This is a genomic window from Xenorhabdus sp. KK7.4 (assembly GCF_963876465.1).
Lineage (GTDB): Bacteria > Pseudomonadota > Gammaproteobacteria > Enterobacterales > Enterobacteriaceae > Xenorhabdus > Xenorhabdus stockiae.
The window spans coordinates 24,933-47,455 of sequence record NZ_CAWNQF010000001.1; the positions used below are offsets into that span (position 1 = coordinate 24,933).

Annotated in this window: 27 protein-coding genes and 1 tRNA gene; 15 read left to right on the top strand and 13 right to left on the bottom strand. The window is 46.1% G+C overall.

What is annotated here, in order from left to right; translation table 11 throughout:
- Positions 1 to 585: 585 nt before the first annotated feature.
- From AACS90_RS00065 to AACS90_RS00100, 8 genes are all read left to right on the top strand, one after another.
- Positions 586 to 1,023: an antirestriction protein gene (locus AACS90_RS00065; RefSeq protein WP_099119854.1), complete on the top strand. Its 438-nt coding sequence runs from the start codon at positions 586 to 588 to the stop codon at positions 1,021 to 1,023.
- Positions 1,013 to 1,474 carry an antirestriction protein gene (locus tag AACS90_RS00070; RefSeq protein ID WP_099119855.1) on the top strand — a complete coding sequence of 154 codons (462 nt, stop codon included), beginning with the start codon at positions 1,013 to 1,015 and terminating at the stop codon, positions 1,472 to 1,474. Before AACS90_RS00065 ends, AACS90_RS00070 begins: the two co-directional genes overlap by 11 nt.
- A 121-nt stretch (positions 1,475 to 1,595) precedes the next feature.
- Entirely contained in the window at positions 1,596 to 2,138 is a 543-nt protein-coding gene (locus AACS90_RS00075) for a hypothetical protein (protein WP_099119856.1), read from the top strand.
- A gap of 40 nt (positions 2,139 to 2,178) precedes the next feature.
- Positions 2,179 to 2,325: a TA system toxin CbtA family protein gene (locus AACS90_RS00080; RefSeq protein WP_241538150.1), complete on the top strand. Its 147-nt coding sequence runs from the start codon at positions 2,179 to 2,181 to the stop codon at positions 2,323 to 2,325.
- 207 nt (positions 2,326 to 2,532) lie between these two features.
- Positions 2,533 to 3,456 (top strand): DUF1281 domain-containing protein, encoded by a 924-nt coding sequence (locus AACS90_RS00085; RefSeq protein ID WP_099119857.1) that lies wholly within the window; start codon positions 2,533 to 2,535, stop codon positions 3,454 to 3,456.
- Positions 3,457 to 3,558: 102 nt separating this feature from the next.
- Positions 3,559 to 4,242: an N-6 DNA methylase gene (locus AACS90_RS00090; RefSeq protein WP_099119858.1), complete on the top strand. Its 684-nt coding sequence runs from the start codon at positions 3,559 to 3,561 to the stop codon at positions 4,240 to 4,242.
- Between the two features lie 168 nt (positions 4,243 to 4,410).
- Entirely contained in the window at positions 4,411 to 5,298 is an 888-nt protein-coding gene (locus AACS90_RS00095; protein WP_099119859.1) for a TraI domain-containing protein, read from the top strand.
- 206 nt (positions 5,299 to 5,504) lie between these two features.
- Positions 5,505 to 6,512 carry a tyrosine-type recombinase/integrase gene (locus AACS90_RS00100; protein ID WP_099119860.1) on the top strand — a complete coding sequence of 336 codons (1,008 nt, stop codon included), beginning with the start codon at positions 5,505 to 5,507 and terminating at the stop codon, positions 6,510 to 6,512.
- Positions 6,513 to 6,864: 352 nt separating this feature from the next.
- Here AACS90_RS00100 and AACS90_RS00105 read toward each other — a convergent pair.
- From AACS90_RS00105 to mutY, 4 genes are all read right to left on the bottom strand, one after another.
- Positions 6,865 to 6,940, bottom strand: a tRNA-Phe gene (locus tag AACS90_RS00105).
- A gap of 151 nt (positions 6,941 to 7,091) precedes the next feature.
- Positions 7,092 to 8,165 carry a membrane-bound lytic murein transglycosylase MltC gene (mltC, locus tag AACS90_RS00110; protein ID WP_099120187.1) on the bottom strand — a complete coding sequence of 358 codons (1,074 nt, stop codon included), beginning with the start codon at positions 8,163 to 8,165 and terminating at the stop codon, positions 7,092 to 7,094.
- 92 nt (positions 8,166 to 8,257) lie between these two features.
- Positions 8,258 to 8,530, bottom strand: a complete 273-nt coding sequence (locus tag AACS90_RS00115) for an oxidative damage protection protein (RefSeq protein WP_099119861.1) — start codon at positions 8,528 to 8,530, stop codon at positions 8,258 to 8,260.
- Between the two features lie 61 nt (positions 8,531 to 8,591).
- Positions 8,592 to 9,629, bottom strand: a complete 1,038-nt coding sequence (gene mutY, locus AACS90_RS00120) for an A/G-specific adenine glycosylase (RefSeq protein WP_193757105.1) — start codon at positions 9,627 to 9,629, stop codon at positions 8,592 to 8,594.
- Positions 9,630 to 9,888: 259 nt separating this feature from the next.
- Between mutY and trmB the strand changes: the two genes are divergently transcribed.
- The 5 genes from trmB to AACS90_RS00145 all read left to right on the top strand — a co-directional run bounded on the left by trmB (position 9,889) and on the right by AACS90_RS00145 (position 13,796).
- Complete coding sequence (gene trmB, locus AACS90_RS00125) at positions 9,889 to 10,608, top strand: tRNA (guanosine(46)-N7)-methyltransferase TrmB (protein WP_099119863.1); 720 nt, start codon at positions 9,889 to 9,891, stop codon at positions 10,606 to 10,608.
- Positions 10,608 to 10,934, top strand: a complete 327-nt coding sequence (locus AACS90_RS00130; RefSeq protein WP_099110798.1) for a YggL family protein — start codon at positions 10,608 to 10,610, stop codon at positions 10,932 to 10,934. The genes trmB and AACS90_RS00130 overlap by 1 nt, the downstream gene beginning before the upstream one ends.
- A 66-nt stretch (positions 10,935 to 11,000) precedes the next feature.
- The gene (gene glsB, locus AACS90_RS00135; protein ID WP_099110808.1) at positions 11,001 to 11,927 is read left to right on the top strand and encodes a glutaminase B; all 927 of its coding nucleotides are present in this window, start codon (positions 11,001 to 11,003) and stop codon (positions 11,925 to 11,927) included.
- Between the two features lie 79 nt (positions 11,928 to 12,006).
- The gene (locus AACS90_RS00140) at positions 12,007 to 12,729 is read left to right on the top strand and encodes a DUF2884 family protein (RefSeq protein WP_099119864.1); all 723 of its coding nucleotides are present in this window, start codon (positions 12,007 to 12,009) and stop codon (positions 12,727 to 12,729) included.
- Between the two features lie 122 nt (positions 12,730 to 12,851).
- A complete protein-coding gene (locus AACS90_RS00145; protein ID WP_099119865.1) occupies positions 12,852 to 13,796 on the top strand; it encodes a siderophore ABC transporter substrate-binding protein in 945 nt (314 codons plus the stop codon).
- Between the two features lie 106 nt (positions 13,797 to 13,902).
- Here AACS90_RS00145 and hemW read toward each other — a convergent pair whose 3' ends face one another.
- From hemW to AACS90_RS00170, 5 genes are read right to left on the bottom strand one after another with little or no spacing between them, the layout of a single operon-like run.
- Complete coding sequence (hemW, locus tag AACS90_RS00150) at positions 13,903 to 15,033, bottom strand: radical SAM family heme chaperone HemW (RefSeq protein WP_099119866.1); 1,131 nt, start codon at positions 15,031 to 15,033, stop codon at positions 13,903 to 13,905.
- A complete protein-coding gene (locus AACS90_RS00155) occupies positions 15,026 to 15,619 on the bottom strand; it encodes an XTP/dITP diphosphatase (RefSeq protein WP_099119867.1) in 594 nt (197 codons plus the stop codon). The genes hemW and AACS90_RS00155 overlap by 8 nt, the downstream gene beginning before the upstream one ends.
- 28 nt (positions 15,620 to 15,647) lie before the next feature.
- The gene (locus AACS90_RS00160) at positions 15,648 to 16,202 is read right to left on the bottom strand and encodes a YggT family protein (protein WP_099119868.1); all 555 of its coding nucleotides are present in this window, start codon (positions 16,200 to 16,202) and stop codon (positions 15,648 to 15,650) included.
- Positions 16,203 to 16,233: 31 nt separating this feature from the next.
- On the bottom strand, positions 16,234 to 17,055 hold the full coding sequence (gene proC / locus AACS90_RS00165; RefSeq protein WP_099119869.1) for a pyrroline-5-carboxylate reductase: 822 nt from the start codon (positions 17,053 to 17,055) through the stop codon (positions 16,234 to 16,236).
- A 45-nt stretch (positions 17,056 to 17,100) separates the two neighbouring features.
- Positions 17,101 to 17,805 carry a YggS family pyridoxal phosphate-dependent enzyme gene (locus AACS90_RS00170; protein WP_099119870.1) on the bottom strand — a complete coding sequence of 235 codons (705 nt, stop codon included), beginning with the start codon at positions 17,803 to 17,805 and terminating at the stop codon, positions 17,101 to 17,103.
- Positions 17,806 to 17,827: 22 nt separating this feature from the next.
- On the opposite strand from AACS90_RS00170, the gene AACS90_RS00175 reads away from it, so the two are divergent.
- Positions 17,828 to 18,844 carry a type IV pilus twitching motility protein PilT gene (locus AACS90_RS00175; protein WP_099119871.1) on the top strand — a complete coding sequence of 339 codons (1,017 nt, stop codon included), beginning with the start codon at positions 17,828 to 17,830 and terminating at the stop codon, positions 18,842 to 18,844.
- Between the two features lie 94 nt (positions 18,845 to 18,938).
- Here AACS90_RS00175 and ruvX read toward each other — a convergent pair whose 3' ends face one another.
- The 4 genes from ruvX to rsmE all read right to left on the bottom strand — a co-directional run bounded on the left by ruvX (position 18,939) and on the right by rsmE (position 21,730).
- On the bottom strand, positions 18,939 to 19,358 hold the full coding sequence (gene ruvX, locus AACS90_RS00180) for a Holliday junction resolvase RuvX (protein ID WP_099119872.1): 420 nt from the start codon (positions 19,356 to 19,358) through the stop codon (positions 18,939 to 18,941).
- On the bottom strand, positions 19,358 to 19,921 hold the full coding sequence (locus AACS90_RS00185; protein WP_099119873.1) for a YqgE/AlgH family protein: 564 nt from the start codon (positions 19,919 to 19,921) through the stop codon (positions 19,358 to 19,360). Before AACS90_RS00185 ends, ruvX begins: the two co-directional genes overlap by 1 nt.
- A gap of 108 nt (positions 19,922 to 20,029) precedes the next feature.
- Positions 20,030 to 20,989 (bottom strand): glutathione synthase, encoded by a 960-nt coding sequence (gshB, locus tag AACS90_RS00190; protein ID WP_099119874.1) that lies wholly within the window; start codon positions 20,987 to 20,989, stop codon positions 20,030 to 20,032.
- Between the two features lie 9 nt (positions 20,990 to 20,998).
- On the bottom strand, positions 20,999 to 21,730 hold the full coding sequence (gene rsmE, locus AACS90_RS00195) for a 16S rRNA (uracil(1498)-N(3))-methyltransferase (protein WP_099119875.1): 732 nt from the start codon (positions 21,728 to 21,730) through the stop codon (positions 20,999 to 21,001).
- Positions 21,731 to 21,978: 248 nt separating this feature from the next.
- Between rsmE and AACS90_RS00200 the strand changes: the two genes are divergently transcribed.
- Positions 21,979 to 22,518, top strand: coding sequence for a prepilin peptidase (locus AACS90_RS00200; RefSeq protein WP_241538151.1), 540 nt, complete (start codon positions 21,979 to 21,981; stop codon positions 22,516 to 22,518).
- Positions 22,519 to 22,523: the final 5 nt, after the last annotated feature.

The following is a 22,523-nucleotide window of genomic DNA, read 5'->3' on the forward strand; positions in this document are numbered from 1 at the left end:
AGATCCCAGCCCAAGCGCTGGGATCTTACTTTTAGCCGTCAGTTTTTTTCAATCAGCCGTCCAGACAAGCTGGTCAGCGTTCTCCCATTGCCGAAAAAGGGGTCGTGCTTCCAATGGTTAGATACGTATTTTTTTGAAGAGGAACATTAGTTCGTAATTCACTAATTCATTTGCAGTTTGCTATCTTTTGAAAGCCATAGAGTATATGTCAATCTAACTATTGGAGTCATGACCCTCTCCCTGACGCCCCAAAAACTCCGTCGTGCTCCTGACATTATTTTTTGTCCCGGGAAATGAATTACCCATTGACCGGATGATTTCTGTTGATTAGCGTAGTCAGACTTATCCATGATCCGGTCGCTTGTGAGGATCACCTTCGGGCAGCGACAGCAACACTCCTGTAGCCTGCAAGGGAGTACACTACGGTGTGGTACATCTGCGCCCCTTTGGAAGCAGATATCGTCAGTCTGATGGCGATGAAGGTCGCTTAATCTTATTCATGATGGCCAACCGGCCAGTCACCTAACGGGGAACCCCTTTCCCGTTGGGTCAGGAGTTCTCCGTTGTTTTTATCAGGAGAATACCATGCAACAACCTACCCCCCCGGCCACAGTGCCCGCGGCGGAATCATCCCCTTTTGCTGACATTTTTCCGCACACCGGTTCACTGGAACTGATGCTGCTGGAGCACACGTTCATTAAAGCCGCTGCCGGGCTGTGTGACGATGACCGGTGTGACCGATGGCAGTACCGGAAGGTGTCAGACCGTATCGCCTATATCGTGCCGGTACTGTCGGATACGTCGGTGGTCAATGTGAGTACGACGGACTTTAAGGGCGACGTCTCCGCCGATGCCTTTGGACTGATGGTGACCCTGAACGTATTGGGTTATCTGACGGACCGGATGAAGCTGGACGGATATGCTGAGCGGTTTTGCGCCCTGCGTGAATATGCGCGGCAACATCCTCAGGCTCAGTGTATCCGGGCGGCTCTGGGCTTAAAGGGAGCACGTGATGCCGGATAATGAACTGATGCTGCTGGACAGTCTGTCCCTGTCGGTCGTGTTTCCCGACAAAACGCCACTGGAACGGTTGTTTCTGGGATTCCTGCTGGCGAATACCGCCTCACAGTTGTGTGGTGAATATCGTCCTGAGCAATGGCGCAGCCGGAACGTGTCTGATTCCCTGACGTATATGATCCCCACCGCGGCAAAAACCTATTCGGTTTATCTGCCGGAGACGACATTGACGGCCACGTTATCTGCGGATGCGTTTGGTCTGGCCGTCACCGCGATTGTGTTTGCCCGTATTGCTGAGTTGGATGAACCGAATGCCGATGCGTTCCGGTTCTGTGAACTGCGGGAATACGCGCTGCACCATCCGGAAACCGGGCTGCTACGTGCGGTACTGGCGATGCAGCCCAAAGAGGACATCATCAGCTTGTCACTTATCCATAACAACCATAATCACCACTGACGTTATCAGCCCATGAGGTTGTTAACCCTTTTCTTTAGCGCCTGACCGGGGAGCCGACAACACCTTCCCGTATTGGATGGGTGTTGTCTTTTATTGACATCCAATCAAGGAGAGCCACACCATGAACCCGATTTTTTTACCTGCGCCGGAGAGCACGACACCGGCGTCGCAGGAAGCTATTTTTACCGTGCAGGTCACCGGCCTGATACAGCATCCTCACCGACCGCAATCGCTGCAAGAGGAAATCCTGACCGTGTGTGAAACTGCCTCCATCACCGAAGCGGTACAACGATTGAAAGTCATCCATTTGCTGGGTGACTGGCCGATACCGGAAATCTCATCGGGTCAGTATCGACGCGCCTTTTTTCCCCTGACCGTGATGATATATGACGCCAAAGATAACAGTGTGCTCGGGGGGCGCTTTGATGACGAGATCGTCTGGGCACAGCCGGTTACACTGACGTCAGAACGTTTGTCACTGGAACGAAAACAACAGCAGTTATGTCAGGCGGCCACCGTTGAGCTGAGCTGGCAGGATCCGCAGGCAGCCCATGTTTTGTGGCAGGAGGCGAATTTATTGTCACTGCATATGATTTCACCCGATTACCACTATCATCACGAAGTGCAGGATATTCTCCGGCATAGCGCAACGGTCAGCGTTTGATGGTGTCACCCGGGAAGCCTGACGTTTAACCGTCTGGCAGATGATTGCCGCCGCGTTGCTGAAACGTCATTCTGGCCTGAGCCTGAATGATACGGCATTGTGTGAAACCGAAACGGTAACCGAATTTATCGCCAGTGGCATCCGGCCGTCTGATGCCATCAATGAACGGGGGATAAATACGATTTAACCCGCATGAATGCGTCTGAAATATCAGGCAGTACACCATCTCTGGGGATGCATGATGAACTGACGGTCATTGTCGACAGTCAGGTTGCCGGTATCTTCAGACGGGATTTCAACTGACACTTTTTTTCAATCACCCATCGGGGGAACTGACTCCCGTGGGGGAACAGTTTCGCCGGTTTTTAAACTTAAAAATCAAAGGAACTTAACCATGGCAGAATGGGTTACTAATCAACTGGAAATTACGGGAAAATCCGTGTGTCTCGATGTGATGCAACAATGGGTCTGCGGAGAAGAAGTTCCCCGTTACCGGCAGGCGGTCTTGCAGAGTCTGCGCCTGTTTCTGGCGGGCTGTGCGGGGATATTAAAACCCACCAAGCCCATCACTTACACCCCGTATCCGGAACTGATTCGGGGAACGGCAGCGCCGACCGCGCAGAATCTGGCGTTTGAACAGTGGCTGGCGTTGTTGCAGGACAATGTGCTGCTAACCACAGAAAACATGAAGCGGATTGACAGTATCTACCGCCAGTCGGGCTTAAGCCTGCTGCGCTGGGAGACTATACCGGCGTCAGCGCGTGACATGATTGCCCGCCTGCTGACCCGCCAGTACACCGACTGGTTTGGTGTGGTGGGCTGGTCAGACAACCTTGATATGGGCGTGTGCTGGGAGAAGCTGGCGGTTTACCCGACGGTCGCCCAGCCCTGCGATATGCTGATGATACGACCGACCCGGCTGGCTCCGGAGATTAACGGTAACAGTGGCTTATTAAAAGGGATGGCCACTACAGCGCAGTGCTACGATGAGCACTATGGGCTGGAGTGGCCGTTCGGTCATCATGTCCGCTGGGAACGGCGCCATGTCAGCAGCTTAACCGTGCATTTTGACACGCCGTGGGTACCGCCGTCGGCGGAACTGATGGGCGGGCTGTCATCAGTGTTTGACTGTGAAATCCGCCACTGGTACAGCGAACCGTCAGGCAGCCTCAAAGGCTATGACTGCTATGACCAGGGCGAGCATGTAGACAGCCACAACGGGCAGGTAGGGCACGAAAACCGTCCGGCCCTGTATCTGGTTAACGGCGATAAGCCCGAAACGGCACTGGCACTACCGGCGATGGCCGTCGGCCAGTAATTCTTTGTTCAACACAGTATCCACTTATCTTGACTTCAACCGAAAGGGGAAACACATTCGCCTTTCGGGGCGTGTTTTCCTTTTTTATCAGGAAAACATGCCATGGCTTCTTGTCCGGACTATCAAAAAGAGTTTATTTCGCTGTTTAAACAAACCGCCCGTTCTCGTCACCGTTATCGGGTTTTTCAGGATTTTTGCAACTGTGCAATGGCCGCCATTCACAATCAATACTGTTTCAGTGAGGAACTCGAGCAGTTCTATCTGAAAACCATCAACAAGTATGAACGGGAAGACATTGACCGGATTGTGAAACTGTTTTCGATTACCGTGCTGGGATTGTCGGAAGCACCCGGTGATTTTCTCGGCAGCGTGTTTATGCAACTGGAGCTGGGCAATAAGGAACTTCAGCAGTTCTTTACGCCCTGGAGTGTGGCCAGAGTCATGGCACAATTGCAGTTGAATGAGGTGTCTGACTTGTTGCAGACCCAACCCTTTGTCACCTTCCACGAACCTTGCTGTGGTGCAGCCTGTATGATGCTGGCAGCCGCAGAGGTATTAAGAGAGCAGGGACATGATCCGTTGTCCAGTATGTGGGTGTCTGCGATTGATATCGATCCGCTGGCAGCGGTGATGGCCTATATCCAGCTTTCCCTGGCCGGTATTCCGGCGGCGGTCACGATCGGTGATGTGCTGAATGATCCCGGCAGCCAACGAACACGCTATACACCGGCCCATTATCTGGGCAACTGGTCGCAACGTTTGCAGGCCTATGAACACGCGGCCTGATTTCTGTTTGCATCTTCTTTGTTTCACGACTGCGCCTTTCGGGGCGCTTTTTTACGTTTAAGGGTAAGTCATACAAATAATTTTCATTTTCGCAAAAAGAGTTTCGCCTTGTTTCAGCGTGGGATTGACCGACACTGGGCTAAATTTGAACCCAAAGAGGAAAAGCCCATGTTGGAACGTTTTAAATCCCATTTTGCCCGCCCGCCTGTGACATCATCAGAATCATCCGGACAACAAGCGGAAACCCTTCGCGACAACCGGGGGTATTTCCGGCCACAGTCAGCGGAAGCGCTGCTGGCAAACGCAGAACGTTGTCAGACTCTCCGGCAACTGTGGGAAAACAGCGCGCTGCCCGCCGGGTTGTATCAGCAGTTTTATCTGGATCCGCTCCGGCAATTATGCGCCCGTGTGCAGCATATCCCAGCCACACAGGAAGGCGTCTGGTCTTATCGTGGTGGGTTTATAGATCTGACCCTACAATTTACTGCCTGTGCTGTGAGGCTGGCGAAAGGACACATGCTGCCACCCGGCGTGGCACCGGAAACACAGGCCGCGCAGAGCTTGTTGTGGCAGGCAGTGGTATTCTGGGCCGCGTTGTTTTACCACCTGCCATTGTTGCGGCAACTGGAAGGTGAACTGGATGATGGACACCCCTGGCTGCCGGGGGTGTGGGTGCCAGCACGCCGTTTCCGCTTCCGGTTTCATGCCTCACTGTCTGAGCTGCCTGTTTCTCATAAAACGCTGCTGGCTGCCCGTTTGTTACCGGAGGAAGCGGTCACCTGGCTGTCTTTAGTGCCTGGTGCGTGGCAATGTCTGATGTTGCATCTTGGCGGGTCTCTTTCTTCTGTTCCGTTGACGGATTTACTGCTTCAGTCAGCGGCTGAGCAGGTTAAATCGCCATTGCTGAAGCCGGTTGAATCTGTTAAAGCGAGGGTGGATACCGCTCAGGCATCGCCCGATCCGATGACTCCGCTTGTCACACCGATGACCGTCCCAACACCTGACACCCGCGATGATACCCGGACATTACTGTCACTGTTTCAGACAGCGGAGTGAACTTTGGGTGGGAAATAATACAAATGATAACAATAACGATTTGAAATTGTTCAAACGCCCCGTATCAGCGTCAGAATGCCTTGTTTCAGCAATGTACAAAAGGTCATTATATGAAAAATAAAATAATTCAACGTGTTAATTAATTTTTAGTTTATTAACAGGACGTGGCTGTACCGGGACACAACTTGACACACTAAGGAAACAAAATGTTCAATAATGAGGAAAAAATGGGTTGGGATGAATTACTGGAAGAATACTTTTTCTCGCATATGCTGCGACCGGCTACGGAGTGGAGTTATCGCAAGGTGACCCGGGTTTTTATCGGGTTTATGGGCGATACGGTGTTGCCGGAACAGGTGACTCACCGCGATGTACTGCGGTGGCGACGCTATCTTCTGACCGAGAAAAAACAGTCGAGCTACACCTGGAACAATAAGGTAGCCCACCTGCGGGCGATTTTTAATTTCGTGATGGAAAGAAAACTTCTGCCGCTCACTGAAAACCCGTTTAACGAGGCAGCAGTGAAAAAAGAGAAGAAGACAAAGAAAATTCTGAGTAAATCCCAGATAACCCGCCTCTATCTGCTGATGGGACAGTATGAGGAAGAGGAGCGCAGGCAGGTGACTCCCCGGGGAGGGCGCTGTGCGTTGTACCCGACCGGCTATTGGCTGACGGTACTGGATACGTTCCGGTTAACGGGGATGCGCCAGAATCAGCTATTGCACCTGCGGTTGCGGGATATCAATCTGGACAGCAATTATATTGTTCTGCGGGTCGAAGGGAGTAAAAACCACAGTGAATGGCGGATACCGATGATCCGGCAGCTTAAACCCCGCTTGGCGAAACTGGTTGAACAGGCAAAAGCCTGCGGGGCGAAAGAGGATGATCCGCTGTTTGACTTAAGTCGTCTGGATTTCCATGCTCACGGGCGGATGAACCGTTACCGATATGATCACGATAAAGAAAGGCAGCATATCCGTTCGTTCTTCAACCGGTTGTCGAAAGAGTGTGGTTTTGCCGTCTCTCCTCACCGTTTTCGTCATACGCTGGCCACTGAGCTGATGAAAGCACCGGATCGTAATTTGCAGCTGGTCAGGTGTTTGCTGGGCCATCGTAGTCTGGCAACCACCCTGGAATATATTGATATCGATATGGAAATCGCGGGTAAAACGCTGGAGAATGAACTGGCAATCTATCTGGATATTGCGGTGTAAGGATAACCGGCAGTAAAAAAGACAGGGCAGGTCTCAGACAGGATCGAGGAGGTGGAGGAGTGAGTCACTGCCCTGCATCAACAGGGATGGTACGAAAAAATGGCTATTTGCGATCCCCTGTCCCGTAAAGTCTTTCCCTTACTTGACATCAGAATCAATTACTGAAATCATTACCTTGAACGAAAAAAGAGTGCTTGCAAATGCAGGCACTCTGTATTCTTTAATTTACGGCTTTTTTAAACATTGAACGTACAAACTAAGCGAACAATTGTTTAACATCTTCTTAACAGCCCTAAATTTTAACTTATTTGTTAATTACCTGATAGTATTCAACAAATTAGCTTTAAAATCGTGGTGCCCGGAGGCGGAATCGAACCACCGACACGGGGATTTTCAATCCCCTGCTCTACCGACTGAGCTATCCGGGCTAACGGGGACGCATTAAACAGTATTCACTCCAATCCGTCAACGACTTTTTCTATAAACTTATTCAAGCGATTTTTATTTGCACAATTGGTTGTAAATATAAACAAAAATGGAGAGGCACACACCTCTCCACCTCTTATTTGTGCCGATGGTTTATCGGCGATAGCTTTTTTGCGCGTTATTCACTTTCATCAAATAACGGCGTGACTCAGCAGATGGGTGTTTATTAGTCAGTATTTCATAAAAATCACCCGGTGCCATTGTATTGATAATTTGAGCTGCTTTTTTCTTATCGCTGGAAAATACCCTTAAGACACTGCCTGCACCACCGTTGTATGCGGTAATAACAGCATATCGGCGAGAGGTTGCGTTCTGGATTTCGCCCAAATAAACGTTCTGTAAAATCGCCAGATAAGCCGTACCTGCATCTATGTTGTTTTCAGGGTCAAAAAGATAATTACGGTCTGGCTGGCCCGATTTACCCTGCATCTTGAATACATCCCGTCCTGCAGTATGCTGCATTACCTGCATTAGTCCCAGAGCATCGGAACGACTGACTGCGTAAGGGTTAAAACTAGATTCTGTCTGCATAATGGCAAGGATCAGCGATTCATCAATACCATATTTAATCGCAGCTTTGCGGACAATAGGCAGATATTTATGAGCGCGTTTATCCAAGTGATTAGGAACTAATTGCATCGTGACAGACCAAATCACATGCAGTCCTGACTGACGGCGTTGTAATTTATTCTGGAGCAGGTAATCGGCAAAGTGGTTTGCGCGCCACTCCCAGCGAATTGGCTCGCCGGCATTATCCAGAACCTGCCCGTAAAGAAAGGGTTCTTTGCTTATTTGAATATCATTCGTGTCAGAGTAAAGGTCGACAGAACCCGGATCATCCCCCATCAATAAAGTGGTGACAATGGCCCTGCGTAAATGCTCATTTGGCTCAATGGGCGATATTGTTTCAATAGTAATGGTTCCAGCATCGAAATTAATATGGCTGCGGGTTTTATATTTATCTGTATATTTTACGTAATCTTTAGGGCCTGCAATTAAAACTTCACGTAATCCCCAGATATTTTCAATATCATGAGCGAATTGCCCCATTAAGATATCAAATCCGTTAGTGTCTTTTATGTATTCTTCTTTGTATTCAATATCTTTTTTGCTTGAGCAGGAAATCAGAAGTGGAGTGAGCAGGAGCAGTGCCAGCAGTTTTTTCATTTTATGATGCCGTTGAATATTAGGATAAATTCCCATTTATTGGGTGATTTTTAAATATCCTGATTCACCCAATAAATAGCAGATATTAAAAGTTATTTTTCTGGTGGGGTGTAACCGTCGATTTTAATATCTTTCCCTTCAAACAAGAATTTCACCATTTCCTGCTCGAGCAATTTGCGATCTTCCGGATTCATCGTATTCAGTTTCTTTTCGTTGATCAGCATAGTCTGTTTGCTCATCCATTTCTGCCAGGCTTCTTTAGAGATTTCATTGAAAATACGCTTACCCAGTTCTCCCGGATAGAACTGAAAATCCTGGCCTTCGGCTTCTTGTTGCAAAAAAGTACAAAAAATAGTTCTGCTCATGATAAATCCTCAAATGTCGTTATGGAGCAAAAAATAATGGCGCACAAAATATGGGTTAATTTTATCCCAACTGCTGCAAAAGGTACTCAACGGGAGTTGCCAGTCCAATAGTTGCTGGCTGGTGTAAGTTATACCAAAGTCCTTTACTTTCATCCATGCAGGAATCAAAAGATAATATGTTGATTTTAATGGGTACGATATCCAGATGGAAATGACTGAAAGTGTGGCGAAATGAGTTTAGTTGCTCAGGTTGGCTGTACGAGATCCCTGAATCTTCCAGCCACTGTTTGAGTGAATTTTCATCAGTAAATTGCGGGAATGCAAATAATCCGCCCCAGATACCGGAAAGCGGGCGTTGTTCCAGCCAGACAGTATCACCATGCTGCATCAATAAAAAATACGCGGTTTTTTCAGGGATGGTTTGTTTCGGTTTTTTACCCGGATAGTTGGCCCAGCTGTGATTAGCATACGCGATACAGCCTGTATTAAGCGGACAGATCTCACATTTTGGTTTGCTGCGGGTACATACCATTGCACCCAAATCCATCATTGCCTGATTAAAATATTCAACACCTTGCGCAGGGGTAACGCGGGTACTGATGCCCCATAGTCGATTTTCTACGTCTTTTTTACCCGGCCAGCCATCAATAGCATAGCAGCGGGCCAGAACGCGTTTTACATTACCATCAAGGATTGGGAAATGCTTGCCCTGAGAGAGAGAAAGAATAGCGCCTGCGGTAGAGCGGCCTACGCCGGGTAATGCGACTACTTCATCAAAGGTGGTCGGGAATTTTCCTCGATGTAATTCAACTACCTGCTGAGCGGCTTTGTGTAGATTACGGGCGCGTGCGTAATAGCCCAGACCAGTCCACAGATGAAGAACTTCATCCAATGGAGCCGCCGCCAGTGAGGTGACATCAGGAAAGCGTGAAATAAACTTCTGGAAATAAGGTATAACTGTCGCAACCTGAGTCTGTTGCAGCATCACTTCTGAAAGCCAGACGTGATAGGATGTTTTTTCCAGCTGCCACGGCAGGGTTTTACGACCATAACGGTGATACCACTCAAGTACCGCTTGTGAAAATTGCTCGGCTTCCATCATTAGAATAATTGTCTTTATATCTGATAATCGTTTCGTGAACAGGATTGCAACATAGTGTAACCTCAGTGTAAACCCGAACTTTGTTTCGAAGCACCACACAATTTAACATTAAAGTTGTGCTTATGGGCACTGAACTTGATAAACTCAGCCATCTTTGCATAATTGCGCTCTCTTTAGGCAATCCTGCGGCACATAACGTCCCGGAAGCCAGAGCAAAAGCCTTTAAAACTGATAGAAAGTATCAATAGACAGTACCATGATAAATAACGTAATTTCACCGGAATATGATGAAAATGGCAGGGCTTTGCGCCGTGTCCGCAGTTTTGTGCGTCGGCAGGGGCGGTTAACGGCTCGTCAGCAACATGCACTTGATAATGTGTGGCCAAATATGGGTGTGGATTATCAGCCTGCACTGCAAGATATGGCAGAATTGTTTGGCCGTGACGCACCTGTTGTGCTGGAAATTGGTTTTGGCATGGGGGCATCTCTGGTCACGATGGCAAGCCAGAATCCGGAGAAGAATTTTTTCGGAATTGAAGTCCATGCTCCGGGAGTGGGGGCATGTCTGGCTTCCGCTGAAGATGAAAATATCAGCAATCTGCGTGTGATGTGCCACGATGCGATTGAAGTACTGGAAAATATGATCCCTGAACAGGGGCTGGAAATGGTTCAGTTATTCTTCCCTGATCCATGGCATAAAGCGCGGCATAATAAGCGTCGGATTGTACAGCCTGCTTTTGCTCAGATGATCAGAAATAAACTGAAAATCGGTGGTGTATTCCATATGGCAACCGACTGGCAGCCATATGCTGAGCATATGTTGGAAGTGATGAGCGACGCTGAAGGGTATCGCAACATTTCAGAAAGCAATGATTACGTACCACGTCCTGATTCACGTCCTGTCACAAAATTTGAGATGCGCGGTCATCGTTTGGGGCATGGCGTATGGGATCTAATGTTTGAGAGGGTAAAATAATGGCTAAAAACCGTAGTCGCCGTCTGCGTAAAAAATTGCGTATTGATGAATTTCAGGAATTAGGTTTTTCCGTCAAGTGGAACTTTCCGGCTGATACATCCGTCGAAGTCGTAGACAGCACGGTTGATGCTCTGATTGAGGAATTAATCGAGCCAAATGGCCTTGCACTGGATGCCAGTGGTTATTTGCAGTGGGAAGGTCTTGTCTGTTTACAGAAAATCGGTAAATGCACTGAAGAACACCGCCAGCTGATTGATAAATGGCTGAAAGATCGCGGTATGGAAGAAGTTGCCACATCTGAATTATTTGATATGTGGTGGGATTGATTCGCTGTTGAATTAAGAATTATGTAGGGGCTCATTGAGAGCCCTTTTTTGTCTGGAGAAAAAGTGGTGAAAGTAAGGTTCTCTAATGCGTTATTGGCAGATATCTTAGATGAAGTACGCCCTTTGATTGGCCAAGGAAAAGTAGCAGATTACATTCCTGCTCTGGCGGAAGTTCCGATAAATAATCTGGCAATGGCTATCTGTACGGTAGATGGTCAGGTCTTTAAAGCGGGAGATGCGGAAAAACGTTTCTCCATTCAGTCTGTTTCTAAGGTATTGAGCCTGACACTGGCAATGACACGCTATAAAGAAGAGGATATCTGGCAGCGAGTAGGCACAGAGCCTTCGGGGCAACCATTTAACTCATTGGTGCAGTTGGAACTGGAAAAAGGTATTCCCCGTAATCCCTTTATTAATGCCGGAGCATTGGTTATCTGTGATATGTTGCAATCACGCCTGAGTGCGCCTAAGCATAGGATGCTGGAGTTTGTACGTAGTCTCACAGGGCAAAAAGATATTGGTTATGATGAAGTTGTTGCCCGTTCAGAAATGGAACATTCTAGCCGTAATGCGGCCATTGCTTATCTGATGAAGTCATTCGGTAATTTTGAAAATGATGTGCTTACAGTACTGCAAACTTATTTCCAGTATTGTGCTCTGAAAATGAATTGTGTTGAATTATCTCAATGCTTTATTTACTTGGCGAATAAGGGGCGGATGATCGATTCCGGTCAGCAAATTTTAAGTCTCCGACAAACCCGCCAGATCAATGCGCTAATGTTGACGTGTGGCATGTATGATGGTTCAGGAGAATTTGCTTTCAGGATTGGAATGCCCGGGAAATCAGGCGTTGGCGGAGGGATTGTCTGTGTTGTTCCGGGAGAGTTTACTGTAACAGTATGGTCTCCGGAACTGGATCGTGCGGGTAACTCTCTGGCTGGTTGTGCAGCATTGGAAAAATTAGCCGCCCGCATCGGACGTTCCATTTTTTAACTTGAAACATTAGCAGCTAATTGCAGTAGCTCTGAATAAAAGATAGAGGAGTGCAACGCTGAGGAGAACAGGAGAAGGTATGTTACGAAAAATTGTGGTTGCGGCATCACTGGTATTTGCTGTTCAGGCACAGGCTGGCTCAGAGTGCCGGACGACACTCAAAGATGACATTATTGTCACGGCCGACTCAGTTCAGATGATTGGTGAAAACAGGAGCCTGAAAATTATGCCAGATGGTTCTGTCTTTCGTAATGGTAAAGCACTATCGCTGAATGCCGATCAACGCAGCAAAGCAAAACAGTTTCAGCAACTTACCCGGCAGGATTTACCATGGGTGAAAAAAGAGGCTTTAAACCATCTCACTGACGCCCGTCAGGCGTTGGATAAAGTTGTCACTGAAACGATGGGAAAAGATAGCAATATCCGTGTTCGTTTGACTCAGCTGGAATCTGGCCTGAATAAGCAAATTGATAAAGTATTGGAAGCCCGTCCTGATGGTATTTTTTTCCATTACAAGGCAATCAAACAGATAGAAACGGAAGGAAAGGATCTTATCCAGCAGAGTTTGGGTGGAATATTGCAGGACAGTATTAACGAAATGAGCCGTAAAACAAGCAATCAAAATGGTGACGGCAAACAGATGTTAATGTCTCTTCTCGGCGGGCTGGGAGGTATGCAGAATGGCTTTGAGGCAGAATGGAAAAAGCAGGAAAAAGAGCTAAAACGCTTTAAAGGAGAAGTGTGCGATAAAGCCAATAAACTGGAACAGTTGCGCACCAGCTTTTTGAATTCCATTAACTAAATCACAGTATTTCATATCAAATAAGAATCATGATGAAATTGATTCTTATTTGATTGACATCCTACATTGGGCATCTAGAATGCAAATCACTTTTTATACACATGATTACTTCAGGTGCCCTAATGAAAAAAATCCTGCCGATTATTTTAGCCTCATTATTTTCTGTTACTAGTCATTCCGCATTCAGCCAGCAATCTACAACATTTACGCCAAATTCAGTCGTCACTCAGTCCGGGGATTATCTCACGGTAAAACATCATTCCGGAGAAACTAAGGTTAAGAAAAATCCTCAGCGAGTGGTTTTATTTGACTTCGGTACTTACGATTCAATGGCCAAATTAGGGCTATCTGAGCGTGTTATTGCACTGCCGAAAGAAAGTTTGCCTGAATATGTGAGTAGTCACGTATCTGAAAAGATGAATGATGCCGGCGGGATGAAATCTCCGGATTTAGAAAAACTGGCTGAAATAAAACCGGATTTGATTGTGATCACCGGGCGTCAGGATGATTTTTATGATCGTCTATCCCAAATTGCACCTACAGTGGATTTAAGCACGGATAATAAAAACTACCTGCCATCTGTTGAAAATAATCTGAAGCTATTAGGTGAACTGTTCGATAAACAAGATGCAGTAAAAGCACAGCAGGCTGATTTAGAAAAAACGATAACGACTGCGCAGGAAAAAGCAAAATCTTCAAATAACAAGGTGCTGGTTTTATTACATAATGCTGGCGAGTTATACCCGAATAATCAAACCGTTGTTTACAATGTGGTGAAAGCGCAGCGCGCTGAATTACCACCGAAATCAGATAACGATAAGAGTCGTCTTGTCACTGCGGAAATGATTGCTCAGGCAAATCCTGATGTCATCTTTATTATTGATCGCAGTAAAGCAATTGGAGCAGGGGAGTTAACAAAAGCTCAGTTTGAAACCGTTCAGGTGAAGTCAACCAACGCTTATAAAAATGGCAAGATAGTCTATCTGCAACCTGATTTATGGTATCTGTCTGGTGGCGGGGTAGAGAGCCTGACGCGTCAGGTGAATGCAATCGCTGATGCTTTGTAATCATACTGATTAAATGTGTTCATAAAATAAGGCTGCTCCTTGAGTTTCAAGGGCAGCCTTATTTTTGCAGAAGTCATTTTTACAGAAATAGCACCATAAAAACGTTCTACAAAAACATTTCTAATAACGAATTCAGGAATAATTTTCCGTGTTTCGTGATCTGCCAGTGTGTATCACTTTCAGTGATATAACCTTTTGCCAGCGCCGCGTCGATTTGCTGCCGAATAGTGCTTTCCGGTAATCCGGTAAAATCACTGAAATCCTTTCGTGGCATTGCTTCCAGCAAACGAAAACGGTTCATGAAAAATTCAAATGGACGATCATCGTGATCCACTTGATGTTGCTTATCCAAATAACGCCCTTGCATATAACCGCGCGGATGTTTGGTTTTCACTGTGCGCAGAATACGCCCGTCTTCAAACGATATTTTTCCGTGGGCACCGCAGCCAATTCCCAGATAATCACCAAACCGCCAGTAGTTCAGATTATGCTGACATTGATAATCCTGTTTGGCATAGGCTGAGGTTTCGTACTGTTGATAGCCAGCTTCTGTCAATAACTTATGCCCTTGAGAGAAAATGTCCCATAGCGCATCATCATCTGGCAGGACTGGCGGACGTGAGCCAAAACTGGTATTGGGTTCAATCGTCAGCTGATACCACGACAAATGAGGTGGTGAGAGTTCAATAGCCTGACGTAAATCGTTCAGAGCTTCATCCAGTGTCTGGTTAGGCAGGCCATGCATCAAATCAAGGTTGAAACTGCGCAGACCAAGGCCATCCGCCAGCCGCGCAGCTCGTTTCGCTTCTTCCGGGCCATGAATGCGCCCTAAGCGGATAAGCTTATCTGAGCCAAAGCTTTGTACGCCGATTGAAATCCGGTTAATACCAGCCTGTTGATAGGCACTGAAACGGTCAGCTTCAACCGTTCCCGGATTCGCTTCCATGGTAATTTCTGCCTGCGGGGAGAGGGGCAGTAGCTCCCTGACACCATCAAGCAACCGTTGCATTCCTTCCGCACTGAGCAAACTGGGCGTACCTCCACCGATAAAGATAGTGGAAATTTCCCGCCCCTCAACCATTGGCAAATCATGACGTAAATCTGCCAGCAGATGTTCGACATATTCTTGATGTGGTACATCCCCCTTTAATGCATGTGAATTGAAATCACAATAAGGGCACTTTTGCACACACCATGGAATATGAATATAAAGACTTAATGGTGGTAATTTAAGCATTACGCATGGCTTCCAACAGCATTTTTAAGGCTTGTCCACGATGTGAAACAGCACTTTTTTGTTCACGGCTTAATTCTGCTGCTGTACAGCCAAATTCCGGTGCGTAGAAAACCGGATCATAACCAAAACCGCCATTACCGGCTGGTTCACGGGTAATGAAACCAGACCAGCGACCGTGGAAGACCAGAGGGGTCGGATCTTCTGCATGGCGTAAATAAACCAGAACACAATTGAATTGTGCCTGACGTTGGTCATCAGGAACATCGCTCATGGCTTCCAGTAGTTTTTCCAGATTCTCCTGATCGGAGGCATCGGCTCCCGCATAACGAGCCGAATAAATACCGGGGGCACCACCGAGAGCATTGACGGATAGCCCTGAATCGTCAGCAATCGCAGGTAAACCGGTGACTGCCGCAGCATGACGGGCTTTAATGATAGCATTTTCAATAAAGGTTAAACCGGTTTCATCTGCGGAATCTACACCCAATTCAGTCTGAGCGACGATATCCAAACCAAAGTCAGCCAGTAAATCAGCCAGCTCCCGTACTTTGCCAGCATTTCCTGTGGCAAGAACAACTTTCTGCATTGTTTCTATCCAATTAACTTATTATTTATTAACCAATTAAGCTCGGAATTAACCACGCTAAAACATCAGCACGGAGAGCATTTAGCGCATACAGGATCAGAATCACAATCATGGCTGAGAAATCTAATCCTCCCATAGAAGGGAGAATCCGACGGATAGGAGCCATCAGTGGTTCTGTTAATTGGAGCAGAACGTAATCCACAGGGTTACGTCCCTGACTGATCCAGCTCAATAATGCGCGGGCAATCACAAGCCAGAATACCAGTTTTCCTGCGGCAGTCAGCAGTTCAATTATTCCAAGAGGGAATAGCTGGACAAGAAATTGTCCTGTTGCTAACCAGTAAGGCAGCATCAGTTTGAGCATGACGAGGATGTAAGCAAAAACAACCGATGCTGTATCAATAGGGCCAATAGCGGGAAGAACCCTACGTAATGGGCGTACCACGGGTTGGGTGATTTTGACGATAAATTGTGAGAACGGATTGTAAAAATCACAACGTACCCATTGCATCCAGACTCGAAGCAGTAAAACTGCGGTATATAAATCCAGAACTGTAAAAAAGAGAAAGTTTAAGAATTGCATGTAGCAGCCCTGATCAAATTATATTGGTTGTTTAAAATAATTTTTCCATTTCCTGTGCCCGGCGTATTGCTCCCTGCATAGCTTGGGATACAACTTCCGGCAGATGGTTTTCATAAAAAACGCGTAATGCCTCGGCAGTTGTACCACCTTTAGATGTTACCTGTTCACGCAGGATAGCAAAAGGAAGTTCTGCCTGTGATTCAGCAAGTTTAGCTGAACCCATAGCCGTTTGCAGAACCAGTTCTCTGGCTGTTTGGCTGTCGAAGCCCAGACGTTCTGCTTCCTGTTGCATCGATTCCATAAACAGGAAGAAATAAGCCGGAGCACTCCCGGCAACGGCAATAATATCATTGATGCCTTTTTCATCGTTTACCCAGCAGACTTTGCCGACACTGTTCATTAATACTTCAGCAAACTGGCGATCAGATTGATTGACCTGTTCAGGTGCGAACATGCCGCTGATCCCTTGCCCGATAAGCGAGGGCGTATTTGGCATGATGCGGATAATATTAAGGTTTTCCTGCAATAATGAGTAAAAACGGGAAAGAGGAATACCGGCGGCAATAGAAAGCACAAGTTTTTGCTCGAAATTGACTTGTGCACGTAAGGAGCCACAGACTTCTTCCATCATTTGGGGCTTAACCGCTAAAACAATAACATCAGCTTCCTGAGCATAGCGAATATTGTCACTCTGGCTGTTGATGCCATATTTTTCTGCCAGAACATCACGACGAATTGTGTTGGGCGAGCAGACAGTGATTTGTTTGGCCGGATAGCCTTTGTTGATCAGACCCGCGATGATGGCATGAGCCATATTCCCCGCGCCGATAAACGTGATTTTTCTATTTTCCATGAAGAAATCGTCTCGAATATTAATGAGTTAATGTTGAGCTGTTAATTAACTTGCTGTAGACCCATATTCGCGGGCACCAAAAATGGCGGTTCCTATGCGAACTAAGGTTGAGCCACAGGCGATAGCGGCTTCCATATCATCAGTCATCCCCATAGAAAGTGTATCTATCCGTGGGTATTGTGCCTTTAATTTAATAAAAGCCTGTTCCATCCGACGAAAAATAGCGGTTTGCCGTTCATAATCTTCTTCTGGCGCAGGGATGGCCATCAGACCACGTAATACCAGATTAGGTAGTAAATCAACTGTTGCAGCCAGTTCCTCAAGTTCTTCCAGAAGAATACCTGACTTACTGTTTTCCCCACTGATATTAATCTGAATGAGGATATTGAGCGGAGCCATGCTTTCAGGGCGTTGCTCACTTAAACGCTGGGCGATTTTTAACCGGTCGATAGTATGGCACCAGTCGAAATGTTCAGCCACCAAACGACTTTTATTAGACTGTAAAGGGCCGATAAAGTGCCACACCAAATCGTTGTGGTTAGCGAACAGTTGAATTTTTTCAACCCCTTCCTGAACGTAATTCTCGCCAAATTCCCTCTGGCCTGTGGTTATCGCTTTTGCGATGGCTTCCGCAGGTTTGGTTTTACTGACTGCAAGTAACGTAATTTCTTCTGGAGAGCGCCCGCATTTCTGAGCTGCAAGGGCGATGTTGTTCCTGACATCGTGAAGATTTTGTTCGATATTGTGCATAAGAAACTCAGGAGATTAAAAAATGAATATGGAAAAGTTAGTGGCCCTTAGTGTAAAGCATAATGCCTCTGATCTGCATCTTTGTGTCGGGAAAGTACCAATTTTGCGCATCAACGATGTGTTATATCCTCAGACACATTTGGCAGAGATTGATAATGACTTCATTAATACATGGAGCAACGGAATATTATCTGAAGAACAACAGCGGCAATTGAGGAGCACAGGGCATGTTGATTTTGTCGTAGAAATGCCGAATAAAAGAAGACTCAGAGGGAATTTATTCTATCAGCAGGAGCACCTTTCATTGGTATTACGGTTAATTTCTGACAAGTGCCCGACTCTGGAACAGCTATATGCACCAGATATTATTCAGCGCCTTGTTTTACCGGAGGAAAAGGGACTGGCAGAAAATGGGTTGATATTAGTAACAGGTGCAACCGGAAGCGGTAAATCAACAACATTATCAGCGATGATTAACACTCTTAATAATCATGTCAGAAAACATATCATTACACTGGAAGACCCGATAGAGTTTGTTCACCTAAGCAGGAATTGTCTGATACAGCAAAGGCAAATCGGGGAAAATGTGCCGGATTATCAGACTGCGCTGAAAGGGGCACTAAGACAGGATCCTGATGTCATTCTGTTGGGTGAGTTGCGTGATAAAGAAACGATCCGGTTGGCGCTGACTGCCGCTGAAACGGGTCATTTGGTTTTATCAACACTACATACCCGTGGAGCAATTCAGGCCATAGATCGGCTGGTGGATGTATTTCCCGCAGATGAGAAAGGATGGATATGTGCTCAGCTGGCAGGCAGTTTAAAAGCAGTTATTGCCCAGCAACTGCTTCCTGCTAAGGATGGAGGGAGAGTGGCTATTTATGAAATTTTAGTCGTCAATCAGGCTGTCAGCCATTTGATCAGGGAAGGGAAAAACCATCAGATAGCAACGTTAATGCAAACCGGAGCCGCTTGCGGAATGCAAACCTACGAACAGAGCCGCCAACAACGCAGATTATCAGGATTGCTGGCGGAATAGCTGGCAAAATAGTGGAACAAATTCCTATGATTATAACTTCACTGTATTATTGGTTTACGATAATAATCTATTAATTATAAATAGCTTTTTATTATCAACAATGTTGCTCAAACCAGCTTTCCAAAATGACGACAGCAGAAGTGGAATCAACTTTGCCTTTATCAAGAGCACGATATCCGCCATAAGCAAATAGATGAGAGCGCGCTTCTACCGTTGTTAATCGTTCATCGTGCAGTTCAACCTGAACACCAAAGCGGCCATGGATACGATTAGCAAATTTTTTGGCCTGTGCAGTGACTGGCTGTTCGGTGCCATCCATATTGAGTGGCAGACCAACAATGACTAAATCTGGCTGCCATTCTTTGAGGAGCTTCTCAATCAGATCCCAATTAGGAGAACCCTCTTTGGCCTTGAAAGAATCTAGTGCTCTGGCTGTGCCGGTTATTTCTTGTCCTATAGCAGCACCAATACTGCGGGTACCGAAATCGAATGCGATCACTGTGCGGTTTTTCATCAGGCATGTCCTGCTTGTAATGCGAGATTGTGGATATTAATTCCCAATAAGGATGCAGCTTCACGCCAGCGATCAGCAACGGGGGTATTGAAAATAATTGAGGGATCAGCACTGACAGTCAGCCAGCTATTTTCCATAACTTCTTTTTCCAGCTGACCTTTTTCCCAGCCGGCATACCCCAGTGTCATTAAAATATTTTTCGGCTGACGTGGAGTGCCTAATGCTTCGAGCATATCTTTGGAGGTCGTTACCATCGTCTCATCAGAGATTCGTATACTGGAACTAAATCCGGACAGTGGCGTATGTAAAATAAAACCATGTTCTTCAGATAACGGTCCACCCGCCATAACCGGGCTGTTCAGATTGATGTTATCGTCTCTGTCTTCGGCAGAGATTTCTAATTTCTCAAGGATCCCCTGAATAGAAACCTGAGCTATTGGCTTATTGATAATTAACCCCATCGCACCGTTTTGATCATGTTCGCAGATATAAACTACGGAACGGTTGAAATAAGGATCAGTGAGCGAAGGCATAGCAATAAGGAAATGGTGCTGTAAGTTCATGTTTTTTGATGATGATTTTTACGATAAATGAATAAAGTGGCTCACACAGCATGTGAGCCTATATAATAAATGGCAAATGCTACCAGGAAATGGCGCCAGTTTAGCCTATTATACCGTTTGTTTACCCAATCGTTTTTCAATTGCATTCATCAGCATACCCGTAACAGAGACCTCAGGGAAAGCCGCTTCTATTTCACGTGCACACGTTGGGCTAGTAACGTTGATTTCTGTCAGACGATCTCCAATGATATCAAGCCCGACAAAAATTAATCCTTTTTCTTTCAGTACAGGTGCGACAGCGCGCGCTATTGCCCAGTCACTTTCTGACAGAGGTCGGGCTTCACCGCGTCCGCCTGCTGCGAGGTTTCCTCGTGTCTCACCTTGTGCCGGAATACGGGCGAGACAATAAGGGACAGGTTCACCATCCACAACAAGAACTCGCTTATCTCCATCCTTAATAGCGGGCAGGAAGTTTTGTGCCATACAGAAACGGCTGCCATGATTTGTCAGTGTTTCAATAATCACACCGACATTAGGGTCATCCTGTTTCAGACGGAAAATAGAAGCGCCACCCATGCCATCTAGTGGTTTAAAAATAACATCACCATGTTTTTGATGGAATTCACGCAGTGTACTGGCGTTGCGTGTTACCAGCGTATCCGGTGTCAGTTCAGGGAACCATGCAGTAAACAGTTTTTCATTACAGTCACGCAGGCTCTGTGGCTTGTTGACGATCAGGCTTCCTTTAACCTCAGCCCGTTCCAGAATATAAGTGGCGTAGATGAACTCAGTATCAAAAGGTGGGTCTTTGCGCATCAGGATAACATTCAGTGTATCAAGGGCAATATCCTGTTCATGACCAAACTGATACCACTGCTGAGGGTTTTCTTCCACAGTCAGCAAACGGGTGCGCGCACGGCCTTCCCCCTGATGCAGATAGAGATCATTCATCTCCATGTAATGGACTTCCCATCCACGTTTCTGTGCTTCCAGCAGCATGGCAAAACTAGTGTCTTTCTTAATATTGATGGATGAAATTGGATCCATCACTATACCGAGCTTGATCATTCTTTCTCCTTAACCCAGATCACCAAAACGAACTTGTAGTGCTGTAATTGCAGTGAGTGCCGTAGTTTCTGTCCGCAGGACACGAGGACCTAACAGGATATCAGTAAACTGGTGATTTGCCGTCATTTCTATTTCTTCGGCGGATAATCCCCCTTCCGGGCCAATCAGCAGGCGTACCTTTTCCACTGGCAACGGTAGAGTATTGATACTTTGGCTGGCACGAGGGTGCAGATTTAATTTTAGGCTGTTATCGGTTTCTGCACACCACGCTTCGAGTGACATAACCGGTCGGATCTCAGGGATCTGATTACGTCCGCATTGTTCACAGGCAGAAATTGCTATTTTTTTCCACTGTTGCAGTTTTTTTTCCAGCCTTTCCGCATCCAGTTTTACACCACAGCGTTCAGAAAGTAGTGGCGTGATAGTGTTAACACCCAGCTCCACCGATTTTTGGATGGTGAATTCCATTTTTTCACCGCGGGACATAACTTGCCCCAGATGCAGATCTAATGGTGATTCGTGATCAGCCAACTCCCCTGTATGGATATATACTTTGACCGTCTTTTTACTGGCTTCTGTAATTTCTGCATTAAAAACCTGATTGCTTCCATCAAAGAGCTGCAACCGTTGACCGTTACTCATTCTAAGTACACGGCCAACATGGTTGGCGGCATCATCACTAAGGCTAATTTCAGTTCCTACAGTGAGAGGGGCAGGGTGATAGATGCGGGGAATTCGCATATTTTTCTTTCCTTTTTTCTCCGGATAACCCCGGTATGGCATATGCTGCCATGATAAAGGAGCGCTGGTAGCCTAATCAAGTTGTCTATCAGACAAAAAGACCTTGCGAGCTGGCTCGCATATTTATTTCATAATGGCAGTTTTAATAGATTTTTCATTGCTAATGACCTGTGGGAAAATTTAATATTCACCGTGTTCTGATTAACGTCAGGAAATAAATAAGGGATATCATTACAGGGATGTTATTTATGGAAGCTGTATTGAGTATTTTCATGGATGGAAAAAATCAGTGGTTCAATAATCCAGTTAATCTGAATGATATAATAATTTCGTTTTTTTGCATTACTTTAGTTTTCTTAGCCATTATTGATATAAAGACTTATCAGTTACCAGATGTTTTCACTCAGCCTTTATTATGGTTCGGATTGGTGTTTAATAGCGGTGATAATTTAATTCCGATTAAGAGTGCGATATATGGCGCCATATCAGGGTATTTATTTTTGTGGATATTATATTGGTTATGTCGGTGTATTTTTAAGAAAGAGGGGGTTGGCTATGGTGATTTAAAGCTGGCTGCTGCAATAGGAGCATGGATTGGTATAGAGATGATCCCTGTGTTGATGCTTCTGTCTTCAATCTCCGGACTGTTAGGGTTTGCGATTATCTGGCTGAAAAGGAAAAGTTATCCAGGGTTTATTGCTTTTGGGCCTTATCTTTGTTTTTCTGCCATACTTTTGATGTTTTTTTATCTATCTGGGATTAATATTATCGAGCTTGCTCAAGTTTAGATAAC

What these genes read in the sequence shown, in the direction of transcription:
- AACS90_RS00065 (WP_099119854.1), top strand. Translation starts at nt 586, where the DNA reads ATGCAACAACCTACCCCCCCGGCCACAGTGCCCGCGGCGGAATCATCC.
- AACS90_RS00070 (WP_099119855.1), top strand. Translation starts at nt 1,013, where the DNA reads ATGCCGGATAATGAACTGATGCTGCTGGACAGTCTGTCCCTGTCGGTC.
- AACS90_RS00075 (WP_099119856.1), top strand. Translation starts at nt 1,596, where the DNA reads ATGAACCCGATTTTTTTACCTGCGCCGGAGAGCACGACACCGGCGTCG.
- AACS90_RS00080 (WP_241538150.1), top strand. Translation starts at nt 2,179, where the DNA reads ATGATTGCCGCCGCGTTGCTGAAACGTCATTCTGGCCTGAGCCTGAAT.
- AACS90_RS00085 (WP_099119857.1), top strand. Translation starts at nt 2,533, where the DNA reads ATGGCAGAATGGGTTACTAATCAACTGGAAATTACGGGAAAATCCGTG.
- AACS90_RS00090 (WP_099119858.1), top strand. Translation starts at nt 3,559, where the DNA reads ATGGCTTCTTGTCCGGACTATCAAAAAGAGTTTATTTCGCTGTTTAAA.
- AACS90_RS00095 (WP_099119859.1), top strand. Translation starts at nt 4,411, where the DNA reads ATGTTGGAACGTTTTAAATCCCATTTTGCCCGCCCGCCTGTGACATCA.
- AACS90_RS00100 (WP_099119860.1), top strand. Translation starts at nt 5,505, where the DNA reads ATGTTCAATAATGAGGAAAAAATGGGTTGGGATGAATTACTGGAAGAA.
- mltC (WP_099120187.1), bottom strand. Translation starts at nt 8,165, where the DNA reads ATGAAAAAACTGCTGGCACTGCTCCTGCTCACTCCACTTCTGATTTCC.
- AACS90_RS00115 (WP_099119861.1), bottom strand. Translation starts at nt 8,530, where the DNA reads ATGAGCAGAACTATTTTTTGTACTTTTTTGCAACAAGAAGCCGAAGGC.
- mutY (WP_193757105.1), bottom strand. Translation starts at nt 9,629, where the DNA reads ATGGAAGCCGAGCAATTTTCACAAGCGGTACTTGAGTGGTATCACCGT.
- trmB (WP_099119863.1), top strand. Translation starts at nt 9,889, where the DNA reads ATGATAAATAACGTAATTTCACCGGAATATGATGAAAATGGCAGGGCT.
- AACS90_RS00130 (WP_099110798.1), top strand. Translation starts at nt 10,608, where the DNA reads ATGGCTAAAAACCGTAGTCGCCGTCTGCGTAAAAAATTGCGTATTGAT.
- AACS90_RS00140 (WP_099119864.1), top strand. Translation starts at nt 12,007, where the DNA reads ATGTTACGAAAAATTGTGGTTGCGGCATCACTGGTATTTGCTGTTCAG.
- AACS90_RS00145 (WP_099119865.1), top strand. Translation starts at nt 12,852, where the DNA reads ATGAAAAAAATCCTGCCGATTATTTTAGCCTCATTATTTTCTGTTACT.
- hemW (WP_099119866.1), bottom strand. Translation starts at nt 15,033, where the DNA reads ATGCTTAAATTACCACCATTAAGTCTTTATATTCATATTCCATGGTGT.
- AACS90_RS00155 (WP_099119867.1), bottom strand. Translation starts at nt 15,619, where the DNA reads ATGCAGAAAGTTGTTCTTGCCACAGGAAATGCTGGCAAAGTACGGGAG.
- AACS90_RS00160 (WP_099119868.1), bottom strand. Translation starts at nt 16,202, where the DNA reads ATGCAATTCTTAAACTTTCTCTTTTTTACAGTTCTGGATTTATATACC.
- proC (WP_099119869.1), bottom strand. Translation starts at nt 17,055, where the DNA reads ATGGAAAATAGAAAAATCACGTTTATCGGCGCGGGGAATATGGCTCAT.
- AACS90_RS00170 (WP_099119870.1), bottom strand. Translation starts at nt 17,805, where the DNA reads ATGCACAATATCGAACAAAATCTTCACGATGTCAGGAACAACATCGCC.
- AACS90_RS00175 (WP_099119871.1), top strand. Translation starts at nt 17,828, where the DNA reads ATGAATATGGAAAAGTTAGTGGCCCTTAGTGTAAAGCATAATGCCTCT.
- ruvX (WP_099119872.1), bottom strand. Translation starts at nt 19,358, where the DNA reads ATGAAAAACCGCACAGTGATCGCATTCGATTTCGGTACCCGCAGTATT.
- AACS90_RS00185 (WP_099119873.1), bottom strand. Translation starts at nt 19,921, where the DNA reads ATGAACTTACAGCACCATTTCCTTATTGCTATGCCTTCGCTCACTGAT.
- gshB (WP_099119874.1), bottom strand. Translation starts at nt 20,989, where the DNA reads ATGATCAAGCTCGGTATAGTGATGGATCCAATTTCATCCATCAATATT.
- rsmE (WP_099119875.1), bottom strand. Translation starts at nt 21,730, where the DNA reads ATGCGAATTCCCCGCATCTATCACCCTGCCCCTCTCACTGTAGGAACT.
- AACS90_RS00200 (WP_241538151.1), top strand. Translation starts at nt 21,979, where the DNA reads ATGGAAGCTGTATTGAGTATTTTCATGGATGGAAAAAATCAGTGGTTC.